The following is a 17,614-nucleotide window of genomic DNA, read 5'->3' on the forward strand; positions in this document are numbered from 1 at the left end:
ACGATGGACGCGCTCATGGTCACCTGTTTGTTCTTATGTTTGCTTTTTTTCGCCATTTTTTTGAAAGAATCCTACCGCTATTCCGTCGAGAGGGAAAAGCTGCTCACCCACATTCACGAAACCACGGGAAGGCCGGGATACGAAATCCGCAAGCGGGAAACGACTTCCGAAAAGTGGTTGAAAAAACTGCTGCAGTACAGCGACGATTACGCGGCACTGGGGCAGAGGATCAACTTCTTCAGCGAGTCGCACGAGGTGGAGGAGTGGCTGCTGAAAGCGGGCCGCCCGTTGGATTTGAGTGTGGAACGCTTCCAGGGGACAAAAATCCTGCTCGCCCTGATTGGCGTCATCGTCGGCACCGTGTTCTTTGTCCTCGGCTTTCCGCTCGCCCCCTACGGCCTGGTCGTCTGGCCGATGGTCGGCTACTTTTTGCCGATCATCCTGCTGAAAAGAAAGGCGAGGGAGCGGCAGGAGCAGATTCGCTACGATCTGCCCGAATTTCTCGACACGGTAAGCGTGACGCTGCAGGCGGGCGTCAGTCTGGACCAATCGCTGCGCTCGGTAATCCAGTTTTTTCCCGGGCCGCTGCAGGAGGAGTTCGCCCGTTTCAATCAGGAGCTGGATCTGGGGGTGCCGCGGGAAAAAGCGTACGAGAATCTGCTGCGGCGCAATGACAACCCGGAGTTTCAAATGCTGATCAAAGCGCTGATACAAGGGATGCGCCTCGGCGTTCCGATCGCGGTCACGTTCAAAATCCAGTCCGAGAACATGCGGCGCATACGCAAGGAACTGATCAAGGAGAAAGCGGCGAAAGCCTCACCAAAAGTAACCCTGATCACCACATTCGTCGTCGCGCCCACCGCGATCGCCCTGATCGGCGGTTTGATGGTGCTAAACATCCTGGAGAACGCCACGATGTTTTCCGCATGGTAAGCAAATAACACATGGCCTTTAAAGGGGGTGATCCCTTTCTCAGTCTGGCAGTGTAAATAATCGGGAAGTTTGCAAGTATGCGGAATCAAAATCTTTTATATCCATGAAGGAGGATTTGTAACATGCTGACAAACACGATTCAAAAATGGTATGCCAAAATGCTGGTTTCCCTGAACAACCAAAAAGGGGCCCAGGCAATTGAGTGGATTGCGCTGGCCGGGGTGATTCTGGCGATTTTTGCGGCAATTCAGTTGTATTTTAATAAAGGTGAAACAAGCGTAGGGAATGCTATTTCCGAAACGCTGTCCAATATCATTAAAAAAATTGGTGAATAACGGATCAGGCGGTGAAGGTGCAGGCAAGACATCTTCATGCCTGCATCTATCTATACATAATGAGGCTTTACTTTTTAATTTTTGCAGATAAAGGGAGGTCGCTGTTATGAAGGCAAACGCGAATAAACTGCTCTCCGCCCTCCTGGCATGTTTGTTGGTCTTATCAGCCTGCTCATCCGATCAAGAGAAACCAGCTGATGCGCCAGACGATCCCACGCACCAACCTGCTGCGGATCATCAGACAGGAGAATCAACAGTTACGGAAATGCCAAAAAGCCGGGAAGAAAAAATACAGCTGCTCAAATCCATGATCCCGGAAGGCCTGACCAAGCTCCCGGAGACAGCAGAGGAGTTTTACAACCTGCCGCCGGGACGTTTTGCCGGTGTCCCGTATGGTCACCAGTATAAGGAAATCGAAAAGGTATTGCAGCAATTCCCAAACATCGAAAACCCGGATGTAGAAATACTCGATTTGTACTACCTCGCGCTGCTTGGGCTGTTTGCCGAAGATTACCCGGAACCGGAGGAGATCATCAACCAGATCAAACTGACCTCGTTTGGCAGCCCGGACATGGATGATCCGCGCTATCAGTTCAAGGAGCAGTACAACGTGATGATCGTGCTGGACGCAAGCGGCAGCATGGGTCATATGGCGGGTGGCAAGACGAGAATGGAAGCGGCCAAGGAAGCGATCCGCTCGTTTGCCGCCTCCCTTCCGGACGGTGCGCGGGTGGGACTGCGCGTCTACGGCCATGAGGGGACGGGGGCGGAAGCAGACAAAGCGCGCTCCTGCAGCAAAAGTGATGTGATGTACCCCTTGCAGGCGTACGACCAGCAAAAGCTGGACAGTGCGCTGGCACAGTTCAAGCCGGCGGGCTGGACGCCGATTGCCCTCGCCCTGGAGCAGGCGCAGAAAGATTTGGAGGCGTACAAAGGGGAGAAGAGCACCAACATCATCTACCTGGTCAGCGACGGGATTGAGACGTGCGGCGGTGATCCGGTACAGGTGGCCAAACAGTTGGCGGACTCTGACGTGACGCCGATCGTAAACGTTGTTGGCTTCGGAGTGGATGGAGAAGCACAGCGCCAGCTCAAAGCGGTAGCGGAAGCGGCAAAAGGCCGTTATGTGCTGATCCAGGATCAAAAGGAACTGGAGGAGGAATTTGAGCAGGCCGAAGAGATTGCCCGCAAGTGGAGGAAGTGGAAGGATGGCGCCTCTCATGATGCCTTTTCCAAGCATCTTTCTCAAGGATTGGAGATTCTTCGTTTTGGATTTGACTGGGGAAAAAAGGGAAGGCAAGAAAGCTATAATATTTTCTCTTCCTTTTTATACTTGGAAGGGAAAGAAATATTGGATAAAAGCACCATTACCAAACTGGAAGAGATCAAAAATAAACAAGACAAATTAATTCAGGAGCGACGAAACGAATTGGAGACGTTCCTTAAAAATTTGAACGATAAAACATACACAGAAGCCATTGAGGCGATCAACCAGCAGTATAACGAAAATGTAAAGAAATAGTAGCTGATTTCCCCCGCGGTTGCAGACCGCAAGGCCTGCACATTCAACCAAAGGTGGAAATAAAGTGCTGGGGTGGAGTGATGGGTTTCCTGCCCGCGTCGCGTTTTGAAGCGGACAGATCCACCTCGGTGCTGGTCTGCAAGCGAGCGAAAGGGCCCATCACCCATGCACTGCGGACTTTATCTACACGCTATAAGGAAGGTCGCTGTTATGAAGGCAAATGCGAATAAACTGCTCTCTGCCCTCCTGGCGTGTTTGCTTGTCTTGTCAGCCTGCTCATCCGATCAGGAGAAACAAGCCGATTCCAACGCGCCAGACGATCCCACGCACCAACCTGCTGCGGATCATCAGACAGGAGAATCAACAGTTACGGAAATGCCAAAAAGCCGGGAGGAAAAAATACAGCGGCTCAAATCAATGATCCCGGAAGGCCAAACCAAGCTCCCGGAGACAGCGGAGGAGTTTTACAACCAGCCGCCGGGGCGCTTTGCCGGTCTCCCGTATGGCAAGCAAGATAAGGAAATTGAAAAGATACTGCGGCAATTTCCGAACATCGAAAACCCAGATTCGGAAATCATCGAACTGTACTACCTCGCACTGCTCGGTCTGTTTGCCGAAGACTACCCGGAGCCGGAGGAAATCATCAACCAGATCAAGCTGTCCTCGTTTGGCAGCCCGGACATGGATGATCCGCGCTATCAGTTCAAGGAGCAGTACAACGTGATGATCGTGCTGGACGCAAGCGGCAGCATGGGCCATATGGCGGGGGGCAAGACGAGGATGGAAGCGGCCAAGGAAGCGATCCGCTCGTTTGCCGCCTCCCTGCCTGACGGTGCACGAGTAGGGTTACGGGTCTATGGCCATGAAGGGACGGGGGCGGAAGCAGACAAAGCGCGCTCCTGCAGCAAAAGCGATGTGATGTACCCCCTGCAGGCGTACGACCAGCAAAAGCTGGACAGTGCGCTGGCACAGTTCAAGCCGGCGGGCTGGACGCCGATTGCCCTCGCTCTGGAGCAGGCCCAGAAAGATTTGCAGGCGTACAAAGGGGAGAAGAACACCAACATCATCTACCTGGTCAGCGACGGGATTGAGACGTGCGGCGGCGATCCGGTACAGGTGGCCAAACAGTTGGCGGACTCTGACGTGACGCCGATCGTAAACGTCGTCGGCTTCGGAGCGGATGGAGAAGCGCAGCGTCAGCTCAAAGCGGTAGCGGAAGCGGCAAAAGGCCGTTATGTGCTGATTCAGGATCAAAAGGAACTGGAGGAGGAATTTGAACAGGCCGAAAAGATTGCTAACAAGTGGTGGAAGTGGAAAAGTGGTGCCACTCATGATGCAATTTCTAAATATCTATCTCAAGAAGGGGAGATTCTTCATTTTGGATTTACTTGGGATGCAAGGAGAAGACGGGAAAGCTTTAATTTATTCTCCGCCTTTTCTTACCTGAGTAGGGAGGTTTTAGATGAAAACACCATTGACAAATTGAAAGAGATCGAAAAAACACAAAATCGATTGATCCAACAGCGAGGAGACGAATTGAAAATGTTTCTTGATAATTTGAACAATAAAACATACACAGAAGCCATTGAGGCGATCAACCAGGAATATAACGCAAATGTAAAAGAAGAGTAGCTGATTTCCCCAGCGGTTGCAGACCGCAAGGCCTGCACATTCAACCAAAGGTGGAAATAAAGTGCTGGGGTGGAGTGATGGGTTTCCTGCCCGCGTCGCGTTTTGAAGCGGACAGATCCACCTCGGTGCTGGTCGTCAAGCGAGCGAAAGGGCCCATCACCCATGCACTGCGGACTTTATCTACACGCTATAAGGAAGGTCGTTGTTATGAAGGCAAATGCGAATAAGCTGCTCTCCGCCCTCCTGGCATGTTTGTTGGTCTTATCAGCCTGCTCATCCGATCAGGAGAAACCAGCCGATTCCAACGCGCCAGATGCCACCACACACCATTCTGCTGCGGATCATCAGGCAGGAGAATCACCAGTGGAAACGCCAAAAAGCCGGGAGGAAAAAATACAGCAGCTCAAATCCATGATCCCGGAAGGCCTGACCAAACTCCCGGAGACAGCGGAGGAGTTTTACAAGCAGCCGCCGGGGCGCTTTGCCGGTGTCCCGTATGGCTATCAGAGTGAGGAAATCAAAAAGGTACTGCAGCAATTCCCGAACATCGAAAACCCGGATTCGGAAATCATCGAACTGTATTACCTCGCGCTGCTCGGGCTGTTTGCCGAAGATTACCCGGAACCGGAGGAAATCATCAACCAGATCAAGCTGTCCTCGTTTGGCAGCCGGGACATGGATGATCCGCGCTATCAGTTCAAGGAGCAGTACAACGTGATGATCGTGCTGGACGCAAGCGGCAGCATGGGCCATATGGCGGGGAGCAAGACGAGGATGGAAGCGGCCAAGGAAGCGATCCGCTCGTTTGCTGCCTCCCTGCCTGCCGGTGCGCGGGTGGGACTGCGCGTCTACGGCCATGAGGGGACGGGATCGGAAGTGGACAAAGCTCGTTCCTGCAGCAAAAGCGATGTGATGTATCCCCTGCAGGCGTACGACAAACAAAAGCTGGACAGTGCGCTGGCACAGTTCAAGCCGGCGGGCTGGACGCCGATTGCCCTCGCTCTCGAGCAGGCGCAGAAAGATTTGCAGGCGTACAAAGGAGAGAAGAGCACTAACATCATCTACCTGGTCAGCGACGGGATTGAGACGTGCGGCGGCGATCCGGTACAGGTGGCCAAACAGTTGGCGGACTCTGACGTGACGCCGATCGTAAATGTTGTCGGCTTCGGAGTGGATGGAGAAGCACAGCGCCAGCTCAAAGCGGTAGCAGAAGCGGCAAAAGGCCGTTATGTGCTGATCCAGGATCAAAAGGAACTGGAGAAGGAATTTGAGCAAGCTGAAAAGATTGCTGATAAGTGGTGGAAATGGAAAAGTGGTGCTTCTTATGATGCCTTTTCCAAACATCTTTCTCAAAGTTTGGAGATTCTTCATTTTGGATTTATCTGGGATGAAAGGAGAAGTCGGGAAAGCTATAATTTATTCTCTGCCTTTTTACACATGGAAGGGAAAATTTTAGATAATAGCACCATTGCCAAACTGGAAGAGCTCGAAAAAACCCAAAACCAATTGAGCCAGCAGCGAGGACGCGAATTAGAGACGTTCCTTGAAAGTTTGAACGACAAAACATACACAGAAGCCATTGACGCGATCATCCAGAAATATAGCGAAAATGTAAAAGAAGAGTAGCTGATTTCCCCCGCGGTTGCAGACCGCAAGGCCTGCACATTCAACCGAAGGTAGAAATAAAGTACCTGGCGTGGAGTGATGGGTCAAGCGAGCTGGCCCATCACCCAAGCGCTGTGGACATTATCTAAACGCTATAAGGAAGGTCGCTATTTATGAAGGCACAAGCGAATAAGCTTCTATCTGCTCTCCTGGCATGTTTGTTGGTCTTATCAGCCTGCTCATCCGATCAGGAGAAACAAGCCGATTCCAACGCGCCAGATGATCCCACGCACCATTCTGCTGCGGATCATCAGACAGGAGAATCACCAGTGGACACGCCAAAAAGCCGGGAAGAAAAAATACAGCTGCTCAAATCCATGATCCCGGAAGGCCTGACCAAACTCCCGGAGACAGCGGAGGAGTTTTACAAGCTGCCGCCGGGGCGTTTTGCGGGTGTCGCGTACGGTAAGCAGAGTGAGGAAATCAAAAAGGTACTGCGGCAATTCCCGAACATTGAAAACCCCGATTCGGAAATCATCGAGCTGTACTACCTCGCGCTGCTCGGGCTGTTTGCCGAAGATTACCCGGAACCGGAGGAAATCATCAACCAGATCAAGCTGTCCTCGTTTGGCAGCCCGGACATGGATGATCCGCGCTATCAGTTCAAGGAGCAGTACAACGTGATGATCGTGCTGGACGCAAGCGGCAGCATGGGCCATATGGCGGGGAGCAAGACGAGGATGGAAGCAGCCAAGGAAGCGATCCGCTCGTTTGCCGCCTCCCTGCCTGACGGTGCGCGAGTAGGGTTACGGGTCTACGGCCATGAGGGGACGGGATCGGAAGCAGATAAAGCGCGCTCCTGCAGCAAAAGCGATGTGATGTATCCCCTGCAGGCGTACGACAAGCAAAAGCTGGACAGTGCGCTGGCGCAGTTCAAGCCGGCGGGCTGGACGCCGATTGCTCTCGCCCTGGAGCAGGCGCAGCAAGATTTGCAGGCGTACAAAGGGGAGAGGAACACCAACATCATCTACCTGGTCAGCGACGGGATTGAGACGTGCGGCGGCGATCCGGTACAGGTGGCCAAACAGTTGGCTGACTCTGACGTGACGCCGATCGTAAACGTTGTTGGCTTCGGAGTGGATGGCGAAGCACAGCGCCAGCTCAAAGCGGTGGCAGAAGCGGCAAAAGGCCGTTATGTGCTGATCCAGGATCAAAAGGAATTGGAGAAGGAATTTGAGCAGGCCAAAGATATTGCCCGAAAATGGTGGAAGTGGAAAAATGGCGCCTCTCATGATGCCTTTTCCAAACATCTTTCTCAAGTAAAGGAAATTCTTCGTTTTGGATTGGCCTGGAATTCAAAGGCAAATCGGGAAAGCAATAATTTTTCCTCTGCCTTTTTATACATGGAAGGAAAAGAAATATTGGATAAAAGCACCATTGTCAAACTGGAAGAGATGGAAAAAGCACATTACAAATTGAGTCGGCAGCGAGGGCTCGAATTGGAGACGTTCCTTAAAAATTTGAACGATAAAACATACACAGAAGCCATTGACGCGATCAACCAGAAATATAACGCAAATGTAAAAGAAAAGAACTGATGCAAGGAGGAGCAAAGGTTGTGAGGAGTAGAGGAAGAAGAGCCTGGTTCGCTGGTATCTTCGCCTTGTTGATTCTGTTGATGAATGTATTCCCAGTGGTTGCAGTGGCGCGGCCGTACGTACCAAACCTGGGAGGGGGAACGTATGATGTTCCCAAACTGCCAGTTCCCGATTTGCAGGCTCCCCAATGGGACGTGCCAAAATTGGAAGCACCGCAATGGGACGTGCCGCAACTGGACGTACCGAAATTGGAAGCACCGCATTGGGATGTTCCGCAATTAGACGTACCGAAATTGGAAGCACCTCGATGGGACGTACCGCAACTGGACGTGCCGAAATTGGAAGCACCTCGATGGGACGTACCTGACTTGCAGCCGCGAAACGGCACAGTACCCACATTGAAGCCTCCTACCATGGATGTGCCAGATCTCCGCCCGCCTAACATCAGCGTGCCTGACCTAACGCCCCACAGTCTGAAGCAGGACGGGCGGTCAGCTAAACCCCAGCCCTTTACCGAGACATTAGCATACAAGTTGGCGGAGTTGTCCTACAAGGAGATCATTGGCGGGACTCTCAACTATTCCAAAGAACTAGTGGAAAGAGGAACGGTAACGGCTGGGCAGGCAGGAGCCAGCTATGGCAAAGTTTTATTCAGAGTTGGCGTAAAAGGACTTGATATCGCCCTCCAGGATACACCGTATAGCGATCTGCCTGGACTCACGTTGGATGGTCTGGATGCCAAAGGGGCGTATGACAGTTACAAATTTGTTTTTCAAAGATATGCACCCGCTAATGCTGGTACTGTACGAGTGCCTGGCGTTGTAACTGGCTTAAACGTCGCTGTTGCAGCAATCAGTTTGCCATTTGACTTCTTTAACATGGTCGGCCAATTTAGGCAGGCGTACGATCCCGATTTGGGTGAGGAAAAGCAGAATGAGAAGTTTGTGGACGGGATAGGCAACCTGGGAAGCACATTGATGGACATAGGGGTGATCACCTCCACTATTCCTGGATGGCAGGCAATAGCATTTGCATGTGTCGCGACAGGGTTCGTACTCTGGGCAGGAGCCCGATTGGTGAAATGGTACAACAAAGCCTCGGGAGGAGCGCTGTCAAAACGCATCAGCTCGGTTCGCAAAGGTATTGGCAAGGTACTTGGATGGTTTTCCTCTTAACGGAGGAAGCGGCACTGCTCAATGACCGATGTAAAAAATGAAACAAGCTTTTGAAGAGAAAAACAGGGAGATTCTGCAGGATGAAGTATTTGCCATACTGCGCATCCCTTAAGCGGACAGGAACACAGGAGGTGCAGTTCAATGAATCCGCTGAAAGAAAGCATACGCTTTTACGCGCGACATATCGAAGCGCTGCTGCTTCTGTCGGGTGTGATTCTGCTGCCGTTTTTGCTGGTTCATAATGTTACGATCAATTACGTCAGTTTTCTGGCTGCGCTGGCCGGAGCCCCGGTCGTGTCCAGTTTTTACAACTTATTTCTGATGCTTGTGTTTTTGACCGTTGTGCAGATTGTGTTTGTCCAATACGTGAAAAGCCAACTGGAGGGGGAGGAACGGCCGCTTCGCCATGCGTTCCGTACCTTCTTTGAGAACGGCTTCTCCGTGTTTCTGTTCGGGATCGTCTATGCGCTGGCAGTGTGTCTGGGGATGGTGCTGTTTGTCGTGCCGGGGGTGGTTCTCTTGATCCTGTTTTGCCTTACGCCGTTTCTGGTCGTGCTGAAAAAGAGATCCCCCTGGAAATGCATGCGTTCCTCCTTTGAACTGGCAAAGCGGCATTTTGTGCCGCTTCTCGGCCTGATTCTGCTGGCAAGTGCCGTCCAGTGGCTGATCAGCATGGCCGGGTTTGCCTCCGTCATCTACATTACGACCAGTTTTGGGGCGGTCTGGTTTACGCAGCTTTTGCTCAACGTGATCGTATTCCCGCTGATCACCGTAATTTTCACCATGTATACCCATCAATGGATCAGCGAACCAAGCGAGGTAAAAGGGTTGGAACCAGTGGAAGGCTAGCATCAATTAGGTGAAAGGAGCGAAATGTCGTGTCGCAGCGGTTTTGGAACATTGCAGGAGTCATCATGTATGGTGTCATGCTGCCGCTTTCTTGTCTCTTTATCGTATTGGGGGAGCCGATTCCATTCGCGCTCTTTGCAATCTGGATAACCTTTCCATTTATTGAACAGTCGGCTATGGAGCAGCTTCGCCGAAAAAATGCGCAGTGATAATGCTCCAATCATTGCGGAGGGAAGGTGTGTAACATGTCCAAGTCGGTACAAAACTGGCAGCGTTTTTGGAAGTTCATGGTGATCTACTTTTATGCCTTAATCGTTCCCGCCACTGCTTTGATGGCGATTATCCGGAAAGAATTTCCCCTTGATTTGCTCATTCTTGCGGCTGTGTTGCCGTTTATCAAGCGAAATCACCTGAATCTCGTCAAAAAGAAACATGCGACAAACTAGATTCGCCAACGACTGAAACGGTGTGATCAAGGGAAGAGGGGAGCGGACTGCTGATTGATTTTTGCGAAAAAAGGAAGGTTTCGGCTATGAAGGCACACGCGAATAAGCTGCTCTCTGCCCTCCTGGCGTGTTTGCTTGTCTTGTCAGCCTGCTCATCCGATCAGGAGAAACCAGCTGATCCCAAAACGTCAGGTGCCCCCACGCACCATTCTGCTGCGGATCATCAGACAGGGGAATCTACAGTGGACACGCCAAAAAGCCGAGAGGAAAAAATACAGCTGCTAAAATCCATGATCCCGGAAGGCCTGACCAAACTCCCGGAGACAGCGGAGGAGTTTTACAAGCTGCCGCCGGGACGCTTTGCCGGAGTCCCGTATGGCCATCAAAGTGAGGAAATCAAAAAGGTACTGCGGCAATTCCCGAACATCGAAAACCCGGATTCGGAATCATCGAACGACAAAACACACAAAGAAGCCATTGAGGCGATCAACCAGCAGTACAGCAAAAACGTGCAGGCACAGTAACAAATCGACGGGAGAACAAAGGTGTGCGAAGGCAGCAGCCAGCAAACGGAGGTGACATTACAAATGAGGAAATCAATCCGCTGTCTGAACAATGTAAAAGGCTCTGTCACCGTGGAGTTTCTCGGGATTTTGCCGCTTGTCTTTCTCATTCTGCTGATTCTCTGGCAGTTTTTAACCGGTGTCTACGCCGTCATCATCGCCCAGTCGGCTGCAAATGAGGCGGCCAAAGTATATGCTGTCACGAGAAATACAAACGAGGCGATGAGCGCAGCGGAGCGAATTGTACGTTCTGCTGGAGGGGGCATTTCCTATGACAGCGGCGATTCACACATTTCCGATGAAGGCAGCTACTTTACGGCGAGAATCGGTGTCAATCTCGACCTGTTTTTCATTCCTGACGTAATCAAACAGCACATGGCGGAGAAAGACAAAGTCATTTCGCTTGGCCGCGAGGTACGGGGACGGGTGGTTCATTGAATGGAACAGGTGAAACAGCTGCTTGGCAACCAACGGGGTAATATGACTGTTTTTGTTCTGACGATTTTTTTCTTTTTGTCTCTTGTCATGTTCACGCTGCTTTTCAACATGTCCACGATCTTTGTGGACAAGGAAGTGGCAGCCAACAGCGCGCAGCAGGCGAGCATCGCAGCCGTGCAAATCATTTACGAAGAGGCGGAGGAAGCCATCCGTGAATACGACAGTTCCATAGCTGGCATGCTGGACCCGGACTTTATCATGGTGAAAGTCGATTTGGAAACGATGCGGCTGCGCAGCATTCATCCTGATTGGTCGGAAAGCGAGGTCCGCTACCGTGCCATTGATAACGTGCTGCTTTCACATGTACCGGCAAATGGTGTGCTGTATGGTTATCTCTATCAAGGTTTGGAGTCTGCACAACGGAAAATTCGCGAAGCAGCAGGAGAAATTTTGCAAGCCAACGGTGCGACGCGCAGCGGATCGGTCGTCACCATGTTTGACAGCGACATGCGGATTGAGGTGGAGACATCGGTCCGGTACCAGAGCGATACTTTTGGATTGGCATTTCTAAACACGGTTACGGAAAAGGTGAAGCAGACGGCGAAAAGCAGGCGGATCGCTTTTGCCGAAGTAATGGGATGGGGCGGAAAACGCATCACCTTGTAAGCATGACGACACAGCAGACTTACAAAAGCCGGGGAGGAGAATCACTACATGACGTTCATTAACAGATGGACTCGTATGCTGGGCGGCTTGATTCTGATTATGTCCCTTGGCGGCTGTTCATGGGGGACGGCCGTTACAGGCTCAGCGCCGGACACTTCCCGCTTGCCGCAGACGACGCAGGAATTGATTGCCGCACAACCGGGCCCGCTGGCCGGCACCCATTTTTATCTGACCAACCATCCTCAGCACAGTGACATCGCGAAGATACTGGATCGCCTGCCCCTCCTGGTAGACGGTGTGGATGAAGCGATGGTGCAAGTGTACGGGGAGAAACTGCTTGCCCTGTTTGCCGAAGACTACGCGAGCCCCCAGACTGTTGTGGACCGTTGGCGTGTGGCGTCTTTCGGCAACCCCGACATAGAAGATACCCGGCTCCAGTTCAAGGAGCATTTCAACGTGGAGATCATTTTGGACGCGAGTGGAAGCATGGCCGGAAAAATCGGTGAAAAGACCAAAATGCAGTTGGCCAAGGAAGCAATTCAAGCATTTGCCGAAAGCCTCCCTGAGGGAGCGAGGGTTTCCCTGCGCGTCTATGGACATAAAGGCAGCAATGCTGATAAGCACAAACAGCTCTCGTGCGGCAGCAGCGAGCTGGTCTATCCGCTGCAGCCGTTCGATGCGCAGAGGCTGGAGGAGGCGTTGCAGCAGTTTGAACCGACCGGCTGGACCTCGATTGCCCGCTCTTTGCAGTTGGCACAGGCGGATCTGGCCACGTACGGAGCCGAGAACAATACCAACGTGATTTATCTGGTCAGTGACGGGATTGAGACGTGTGACGGCGATCCGGTTGCCGCGGCCAAGGAACTTTCCAACTCGCATGTCATGCCACTTTTGAATGTCATCGGGTTCGACGTCAATGCCGATGGGCAGAAACAGCTCAAGCAAATTGCCCAGGCGGCCGAAGGGTTGTACGCGAATGTGACCAATCAGGAGCAGTTCCAGGCGGAGCTGGAGAGAGCCCGGGAGATCGCGGAGAAGTGGGATATGTGGAAGCGGGACGCGCTGACAGAGGCGGAAGCTGTGCGCATCGACAGGCACAAGTGGATCGATATGTACGACCGTGATTGGTATGAAAAGAACTGGCGGGAAAGTCTGAACGTGGGGGCGGCAATCGAGTATTTGGCCGCCACCGGGAAGATTGGCAGCCAGGCAAAAACGTACCTGACCCGGATGCGGCAGGAGCGCGAGGCGTTGGTCACCCGCTCAAAGGAAGAGCTGACCGACTATCTGCTTAACCTGACCGAGGAATCGTTTGAAGAGATGAAGGAGGAAATTGAGCGAAAATACCGGGGAGAGTAAAGCAGTTGGTCGCGTCACACTTACATAGAATAGCGGAGATGGTCAAAATGGAACAGTTTATTGTCTGCATAACCTCTTCAATTCCATTGTTGTTTGTAGTTTTTGGTATTAAGTACTCGTCACGTGTACTGAAACGCATCGGCTTGTATTTGTACCTGGCCATGCTGGGGATCGTTGTTTCCGCCCATTGGCATTTCCAATCCGTCTATGGACTCCCTTTTTTTTCTTCTCCATCAGAAATGGCGATTATGGCTCTTGTGCTTATGTTGTTAGGCTTCTTTTTATTAGTTGCTGTACTCTTCGGTTTAATCCATGATTACTTTAAACACCCAGAACGGTTTCACCAAACCAAACAGGGTGCCTTGTTCATATTGGGTTTACTTGCACACTTGGGTGTGTTGGGATTTCTCATGTATCCTTTGTCCGGTAAATGGGAATATGTCAACATATTGAAGCACGCCGAGAAAGTGTTTGCGAAGGACGAGAACATCAGGGATGGAAAGATACGTGTAGAACTGGTGTTTTCCTCTCCGCTACCGTGTTGGCGGAACTGTTCCAGCGAAGATTACCGCCATCTGTTTATGGTGAAAAACTATACAGACGAGCCGATGAAAGTACGGCTGAAGATTGAATTGTTTGATGACCGGAAGGAATCATTGGACACGATTGCATCGCTTCCCATCGTTGTCCAGCCCGGTGAATACCGCCCGGTGATAACCAAATGGACCGATGAAAAGAGCAGCGTATGGGATCAATGGTCGTATAGATCAGAAGAGCCAATCGCTTATTTTCGATACTGGTATGACGCCAGACCTGTACGATGACGAAATGAGCTGTGTAAGAAAGAAAGATCACCCTGGCACTCTATTATTCGGTGAGTTGCTTTGCAATCGAGTCTTTTGAGCGAATTTTTTTATTTGCAGATGGCAGGCGCAGACACCTGCGGTCGCAGACTGAAGACAAACGATTCATTGAGTTAGCGTCCACAAAAATTGATCTCCAGGCCGGAAGGCCTGCCCATTCATCAACCGAAGCAAAAGACAATGGGCATCGCATGGTGGGATGGGCCAAGCGAGCTCCTTTGACGACCGGCTCAGCGGAAAAACGCTAGACGCGGGAATCAACAGGGGACACAAGTCTCACTTCCTCGAAATTCCCAGATGTTTGTCCCCTGCCCGCGTCTCGTTTTGGAGCGGACTTCATCCGCTTCTGTGCGGGGCGTCAAGCGAGCGAGCGGGCCCGATCTCCCAGGCGCAGCGGACTTTGTCTAACGCTGAGACCGCAGGTGCAAACACCTGCGGTCTTCATCATGCTTACACCAGATTCTCCGGGTTGAGTCCTTCCAGCTCCGGCAGGACAAACCGGCCGTCTTTACGGATCAGGACATCGTCAAACCAGATTTCGCCGCCGCCGTACTCCGGACGCTGGATCTGCACCATGTCCCAGTGGATGGAGGAGCGGTTGCCGTTGTCGGCCACGTCGTAGGCGCTGCCCGGCGTGAAGTGGAAGCTGCCGGCGATTTTTTCGTCGAACAGGATGTCCTGCATCGGGTGCAGGATGTGCGGATTGAAGCCGATGGCAAATTCGCCGATGTAGCGGGCGCCTTCGTCCGTATCGAGGATTTCATTCAGGGCTTTGGTGTTGGAGCTGGTCGCCTCGACGATTTTGCCTTCCTTAAACGTAAGCTGCACGTCGGTAAACGAGGTGCTGTGGTAGTTGGTCGGTGTGTTGAAGTAAATCGTGCCTTCCACGGAGTCGCGAACCGGCGCGGTGTACACTTCACCGTCCGGGATGTTCCGCTTGCCGTCGCACTTGATAGCCGGGATTCCCTTGATGGAGAAGCGCAGGTCTGTTTTCGGGCCGATGATGCGGACGCGGTCGGTCTTTTCCATCAGTTCCTTGAGCGGGTCCATCGCCTTGGACATTTTTGCGTAGTCGAGGTTGCAGACGGAGAAGTAGAAATCTTCAAAACCCTCCAGGCTCATGTTGGACAACTGCGCCATCGACTTGTTGGGATAGCGCAGCACGACCCAGCGTTTTTTCGGGATGCGCTCGCCGAAGTGCACCTGTTTGTAGTAAATGCGGGAGTAGAGGCCCATCTTTTCTTCGGGAATGTCGGAAAACTCGTTGATGTTTTCAAACGCGCGCACCGCAATGTATGCGTCGACGTCCTGCATGCGCGTCAGCTCGTGTTTGGCGATCAGTTCCATGTGTTCCTCGTTGCTCCCCTGGATCAGCGCCCGGAGCACTTCCTGATCCTTCAGTGTCACCAGCGGGAGGGCGCCTACGGCAAACGCCTCGCGGACGAGGGCGCGCACCAGCGGCACCTGCACGCCGATATTTTCGATCAGCACTTTTTCTCCTTTTTGCAAATTAAGCGAATAGCGGATGAGACGGCTGGCCAGTTCGTTAATCCGTGGATCTGCCATCGTGTGGAACCCTCCAGTAGTAAAAATTTTTTTACTATATCTGCAAGTATAGATTTTCTTCCGTCTGTATGCAAGCCAAGCCCCGCCACATGCATGGCGGGGCTGGCTGATTGGATGAACGCACACGGTCAACCGCCCGAATGTCCGGCCAGACCGGCATTCGGCCAGGCAGTCGTCCGGGAGGGGAGGCGGACCGCTTCGCAAAGGTGACGCAGCCCAAGTGTCACAGGCAGGCTTCGTAGATGGCGATGACATCCTGCTCATGCAGCGGACGGGAGCTTGCCAGATGGCCGGCACCTCGACCGCCGATCTGCACTGCATCCCGTGCCAATTCCGGCAGGGCGTCGCGGGTGACGCCAAAGTCGGAGAGGCGCTGCGTGATGCCCATCGCTTCGTACCAGCTGCGGACGGCTTGGATCGTCGCCCGTGCGGCGGCATGGTCGTCTGTTTCCGTGACCCCGAAGCACTGACGCCCCATGCGCGCCAGCCGCTCCGGGCGGTCGGGCAGAATGATCTGTTCAAAGTACGGCAGGGACAAGATGGCCAATCCCCGCCCGTGGGCCATGTCGTAATAGCCGCTCAGCGGGTGCTCTACGCCGTGAAGCGGATAGCCGGCTCCGCGCCCCGACAGGGTAAACGGGCTGATCGCCAGCGTACTTGCCCACAGCAGCGTGGCGCGCGCTTCTTCGTGATCGGGCTGGCGGATGGCCGTGAGCGAGTGTTTTGCAACCAGCCGGATCAGCGTCTCAGTAAAGCCGTCCTGCACATGCGTGCCTTCCGCGCTGATCAGATACGATTCAAACAGGTGGGCGAAGATGTCGGCGCACGCTTCCGCGGTGACGTGCGGCGGCACCGTGTAGGTAAGCGCCGGATCGAGGATCGCCACCTTCGGATACAGACCCGGGCCGTTGATCGACGATTTTTCGTGGGTTTCCCAGTGGGTCAGCACGCTGATGTTGTTCGCTTCCGACCCGGTCGCTGCCACGGTGGGCACGGTCAGCAGCGGGAGGGCTTCCTGCACGGGCACCAGCTCTTTGGCCGTACCAGAGGGATTGCCGCGCAGGTAATCGTAGATCGGTCGGCCGGAGAGGGCCACCGCCGCAATCGCTTTGGAGGCGTCCATCACCGATCCGCCGCCGAGCGCGATGACAAAGTCGCAGCCGTGTTCGCGGGCGAGAGCCGCTCCTTCGTCGACGGTAGTGGTGCGCGGGTTGGGTTCTATCTTGTCAAACAGCACGTACTCCACCTGTTCTTCCGCCAGAAGCGACTGCACACGGTCCAGCAGACCGGTCCGTTTGGCCGAACGGCCGCCGGTGACGAGCAGCGCTTTGCGGCCGAGCGCTTTCGCTTCCCGCCCCAACCGGGCGATTTCGCCGGTGCCAAAGAAAATCCGGGTCGGGAATAATACCTCAAACGGAAACATGTGGACTCATCCTTTCCCCGATAAATTTATCCTCTACCAGTGTAGCATAAAAAAGGAAAGCCGCCGCAGTTTAAGCGTAAGTCACCCGGCTGCCCTCAAGCTGAGACAAGTCGCTCTGTACCACTTCAGACCTGGGGGGCGGCTGTGCACCAGATGTAAAAATCAGGGATTTTGGATTTTTTTCGTCAAGCTGGTCATCCTACATCGTAACAGCATTCCATGAAGACTGGAGGGAACTGCAGATGACTGCGGAAAACCGGTTTCCGCCCGCCATGCGAAATGTCGGCGATCCGGCCGAGATGAGCCTGCTGGAGAACGAAAGCGCCGCTCCGATGGTGGAGATCAGACCGCCGCTGCAGTATGGCGAAGCGCTTGAACATCGCGACGCGAAATCTGTTGCCGAAATGCGTGAAGAGCGGTTGAAAATGGAGTGAACGCGGTGTCATGGTGATGGTGCCCTGCCGGGAACCGATGGGAAGATCGGTTCCTGGAAAATATTAATGAAAAATGCAGGTTGTCTTTAGTCTGAGTCCGGGAATCCGGACTCAGCGTGTAGACAAAGTCCGCGGCGCATGGGAGATCGGCCCCGCTCGCTCGCTTGACGCCCAGCAAAGAAGCGGATGAAGTCCGCTCCAAAACGA

General features: G+C 53.0%; 18 protein-coding genes. 16 read left to right on the forward strand and 2 right to left on the reverse strand.

Annotated features, from left to right (window positions below; translation table 11 throughout):
• The first annotated feature begins 3 nt into the window (after positions 1-3).
• The 15 genes from ETC00_RS17630 to ETC00_RS17700 all read left to right on the forward strand — a co-directional run bounded on the left by ETC00_RS17630 (position 4) and on the right by ETC00_RS17700 (position 13,945).
• Entirely contained in the window at positions 4-933 is a 930-nt protein-coding gene (locus tag ETC00_RS17630; protein ID WP_171567435.1) for a type II secretion system F family protein, read from the forward strand.
• A 122-nt stretch (positions 934-1,055) separates the two neighbouring features.
• Positions 1,056-1,268 (forward strand): hypothetical protein, encoded by a 213-nt coding sequence (locus ETC00_RS17635; RefSeq protein WP_171567436.1) that lies wholly within the window; start codon positions 1,056-1,058, stop codon positions 1,266-1,268.
• Positions 1,269-1,374: 106 nt separating this feature from the next.
• Positions 1,375-2,790 (forward strand): vWA domain-containing protein, encoded by a 1,416-nt coding sequence (locus tag ETC00_RS17640; RefSeq protein WP_171567437.1) that lies wholly within the window; start codon positions 1,375-1,377, stop codon positions 2,788-2,790.
• Between the two features lie 210 nt (positions 2,791-3,000).
• Positions 3,001-4,422, forward strand: coding sequence for a vWA domain-containing protein (locus tag ETC00_RS17645; RefSeq protein ID WP_171567438.1), 1,422 nt, complete (start codon positions 3,001-3,003; stop codon positions 4,420-4,422).
• A 363-nt stretch (positions 4,423-4,785) separates the two neighbouring features.
• Positions 4,786-6,048: a VWA domain-containing protein gene (locus tag ETC00_RS17650; protein ID WP_311837655.1), complete on the forward strand. Its 1,263-nt coding sequence runs from the start codon at positions 4,786-4,788 to the stop codon at positions 6,046-6,048.
• Between the two features lie 308 nt (positions 6,049-6,356).
• Complete coding sequence (locus tag ETC00_RS17655) at positions 6,357-7,625, forward strand: vWA domain-containing protein (RefSeq protein WP_304414760.1); 1,269 nt, start codon at positions 6,357-6,359, stop codon at positions 7,623-7,625.
• A gap of 20 nt (positions 7,626-7,645) precedes the next feature.
• The gene (locus ETC00_RS17660) at positions 7,646-8,800 is read left to right on the forward strand and encodes a hypothetical protein (RefSeq protein WP_171567441.1); all 1,155 of its coding nucleotides are present in this window, start codon (positions 7,646-7,648) and stop codon (positions 8,798-8,800) included.
• 141 nt (positions 8,801-8,941) lie between these two features.
• On the forward strand, positions 8,942-9,649 hold the full coding sequence (locus ETC00_RS17665; protein WP_171567442.1) for a YciC family protein: 708 nt from the start codon (positions 8,942-8,944) through the stop codon (positions 9,647-9,649).
• A 29-nt stretch (positions 9,650-9,678) separates the two neighbouring features.
• The gene (locus ETC00_RS17670) at positions 9,679-9,858 is read left to right on the forward strand and encodes a hypothetical protein (protein ID WP_171567412.1); all 180 of its coding nucleotides are present in this window, start codon (positions 9,679-9,681) and stop codon (positions 9,856-9,858) included.
• 36 nt (positions 9,859-9,894) lie between these two features.
• The gene (locus tag ETC00_RS17675) at positions 9,895-10,095 is read left to right on the forward strand and encodes a hypothetical protein (protein WP_171567443.1); all 201 of its coding nucleotides are present in this window, start codon (positions 9,895-9,897) and stop codon (positions 10,093-10,095) included.
• A gap of 242 nt (positions 10,096-10,337) precedes the next feature.
• Complete coding sequence (locus ETC00_RS17680; RefSeq protein ID WP_171567444.1) at positions 10,338-10,619, forward strand: hypothetical protein; 282 nt, start codon at positions 10,338-10,340, stop codon at positions 10,617-10,619.
• Between the two features lie 63 nt (positions 10,620-10,682).
• The gene (locus ETC00_RS17685) at positions 10,683-11,096 is read left to right on the forward strand and encodes a TadE family protein (protein ID WP_171567445.1); all 414 of its coding nucleotides are present in this window, start codon (positions 10,683-10,685) and stop codon (positions 11,094-11,096) included.
• Positions 11,097-11,762 (forward strand): Tad domain-containing protein, encoded by a 666-nt coding sequence (locus ETC00_RS17690; RefSeq protein ID WP_171567446.1) that lies wholly within the window; start codon positions 11,097-11,099, stop codon positions 11,760-11,762.
• Between the two features lie 48 nt (positions 11,763-11,810).
• Positions 11,811-13,121 (forward strand): VWA domain-containing protein, encoded by a 1,311-nt coding sequence (locus tag ETC00_RS17695; RefSeq protein ID WP_171567447.1) that lies wholly within the window; start codon positions 11,811-11,813, stop codon positions 13,119-13,121.
• A gap of 47 nt (positions 13,122-13,168) precedes the next feature.
• Complete coding sequence (locus ETC00_RS17700; RefSeq protein WP_171567448.1) at positions 13,169-13,945, forward strand: hypothetical protein; 777 nt, start codon at positions 13,169-13,171, stop codon at positions 13,943-13,945.
• Between the two features lie 489 nt (positions 13,946-14,434).
• Here the strand turns inward: ETC00_RS17700 and ETC00_RS17705 are convergent, their stop codons facing one another.
• Together ETC00_RS17705 and ETC00_RS17710 are read right to left on the reverse strand one after the other, a co-directional pair.
• Positions 14,435-15,550: an aminopeptidase gene (locus tag ETC00_RS17705; RefSeq protein WP_171567449.1), complete on the reverse strand. Its 1,116-nt coding sequence runs from the start codon at positions 15,548-15,550 to the stop codon at positions 14,435-14,437.
• 223 nt (positions 15,551-15,773) lie between these two features.
• Complete coding sequence (locus ETC00_RS17710; protein ID WP_171567450.1) at positions 15,774-16,973, reverse strand: iron-containing alcohol dehydrogenase; 1,200 nt, start codon at positions 16,971-16,973, stop codon at positions 15,774-15,776.
• A gap of 242 nt (positions 16,974-17,215) precedes the next feature.
• Here ETC00_RS17710 and ETC00_RS17715 point away from each other — a divergent pair, with 242 nt between their 5' ends.
• Positions 17,216-17,407 (forward strand): hypothetical protein, encoded by a 192-nt coding sequence (locus ETC00_RS17715; protein ID WP_171567451.1) that lies wholly within the window; start codon positions 17,216-17,218, stop codon positions 17,405-17,407.
• The last annotated feature ends 207 nt before the right edge of the window (positions 17,408-17,614 follow it).

Origin of the sequence: Brevibacillus sp. MCWH (assembly GCF_013096935.1) — a bacterium.
GTDB lineage: Bacteria > Bacillota > Bacilli > Brevibacillales > Brevibacillaceae > Brevibacillus > Brevibacillus aydinogluensis.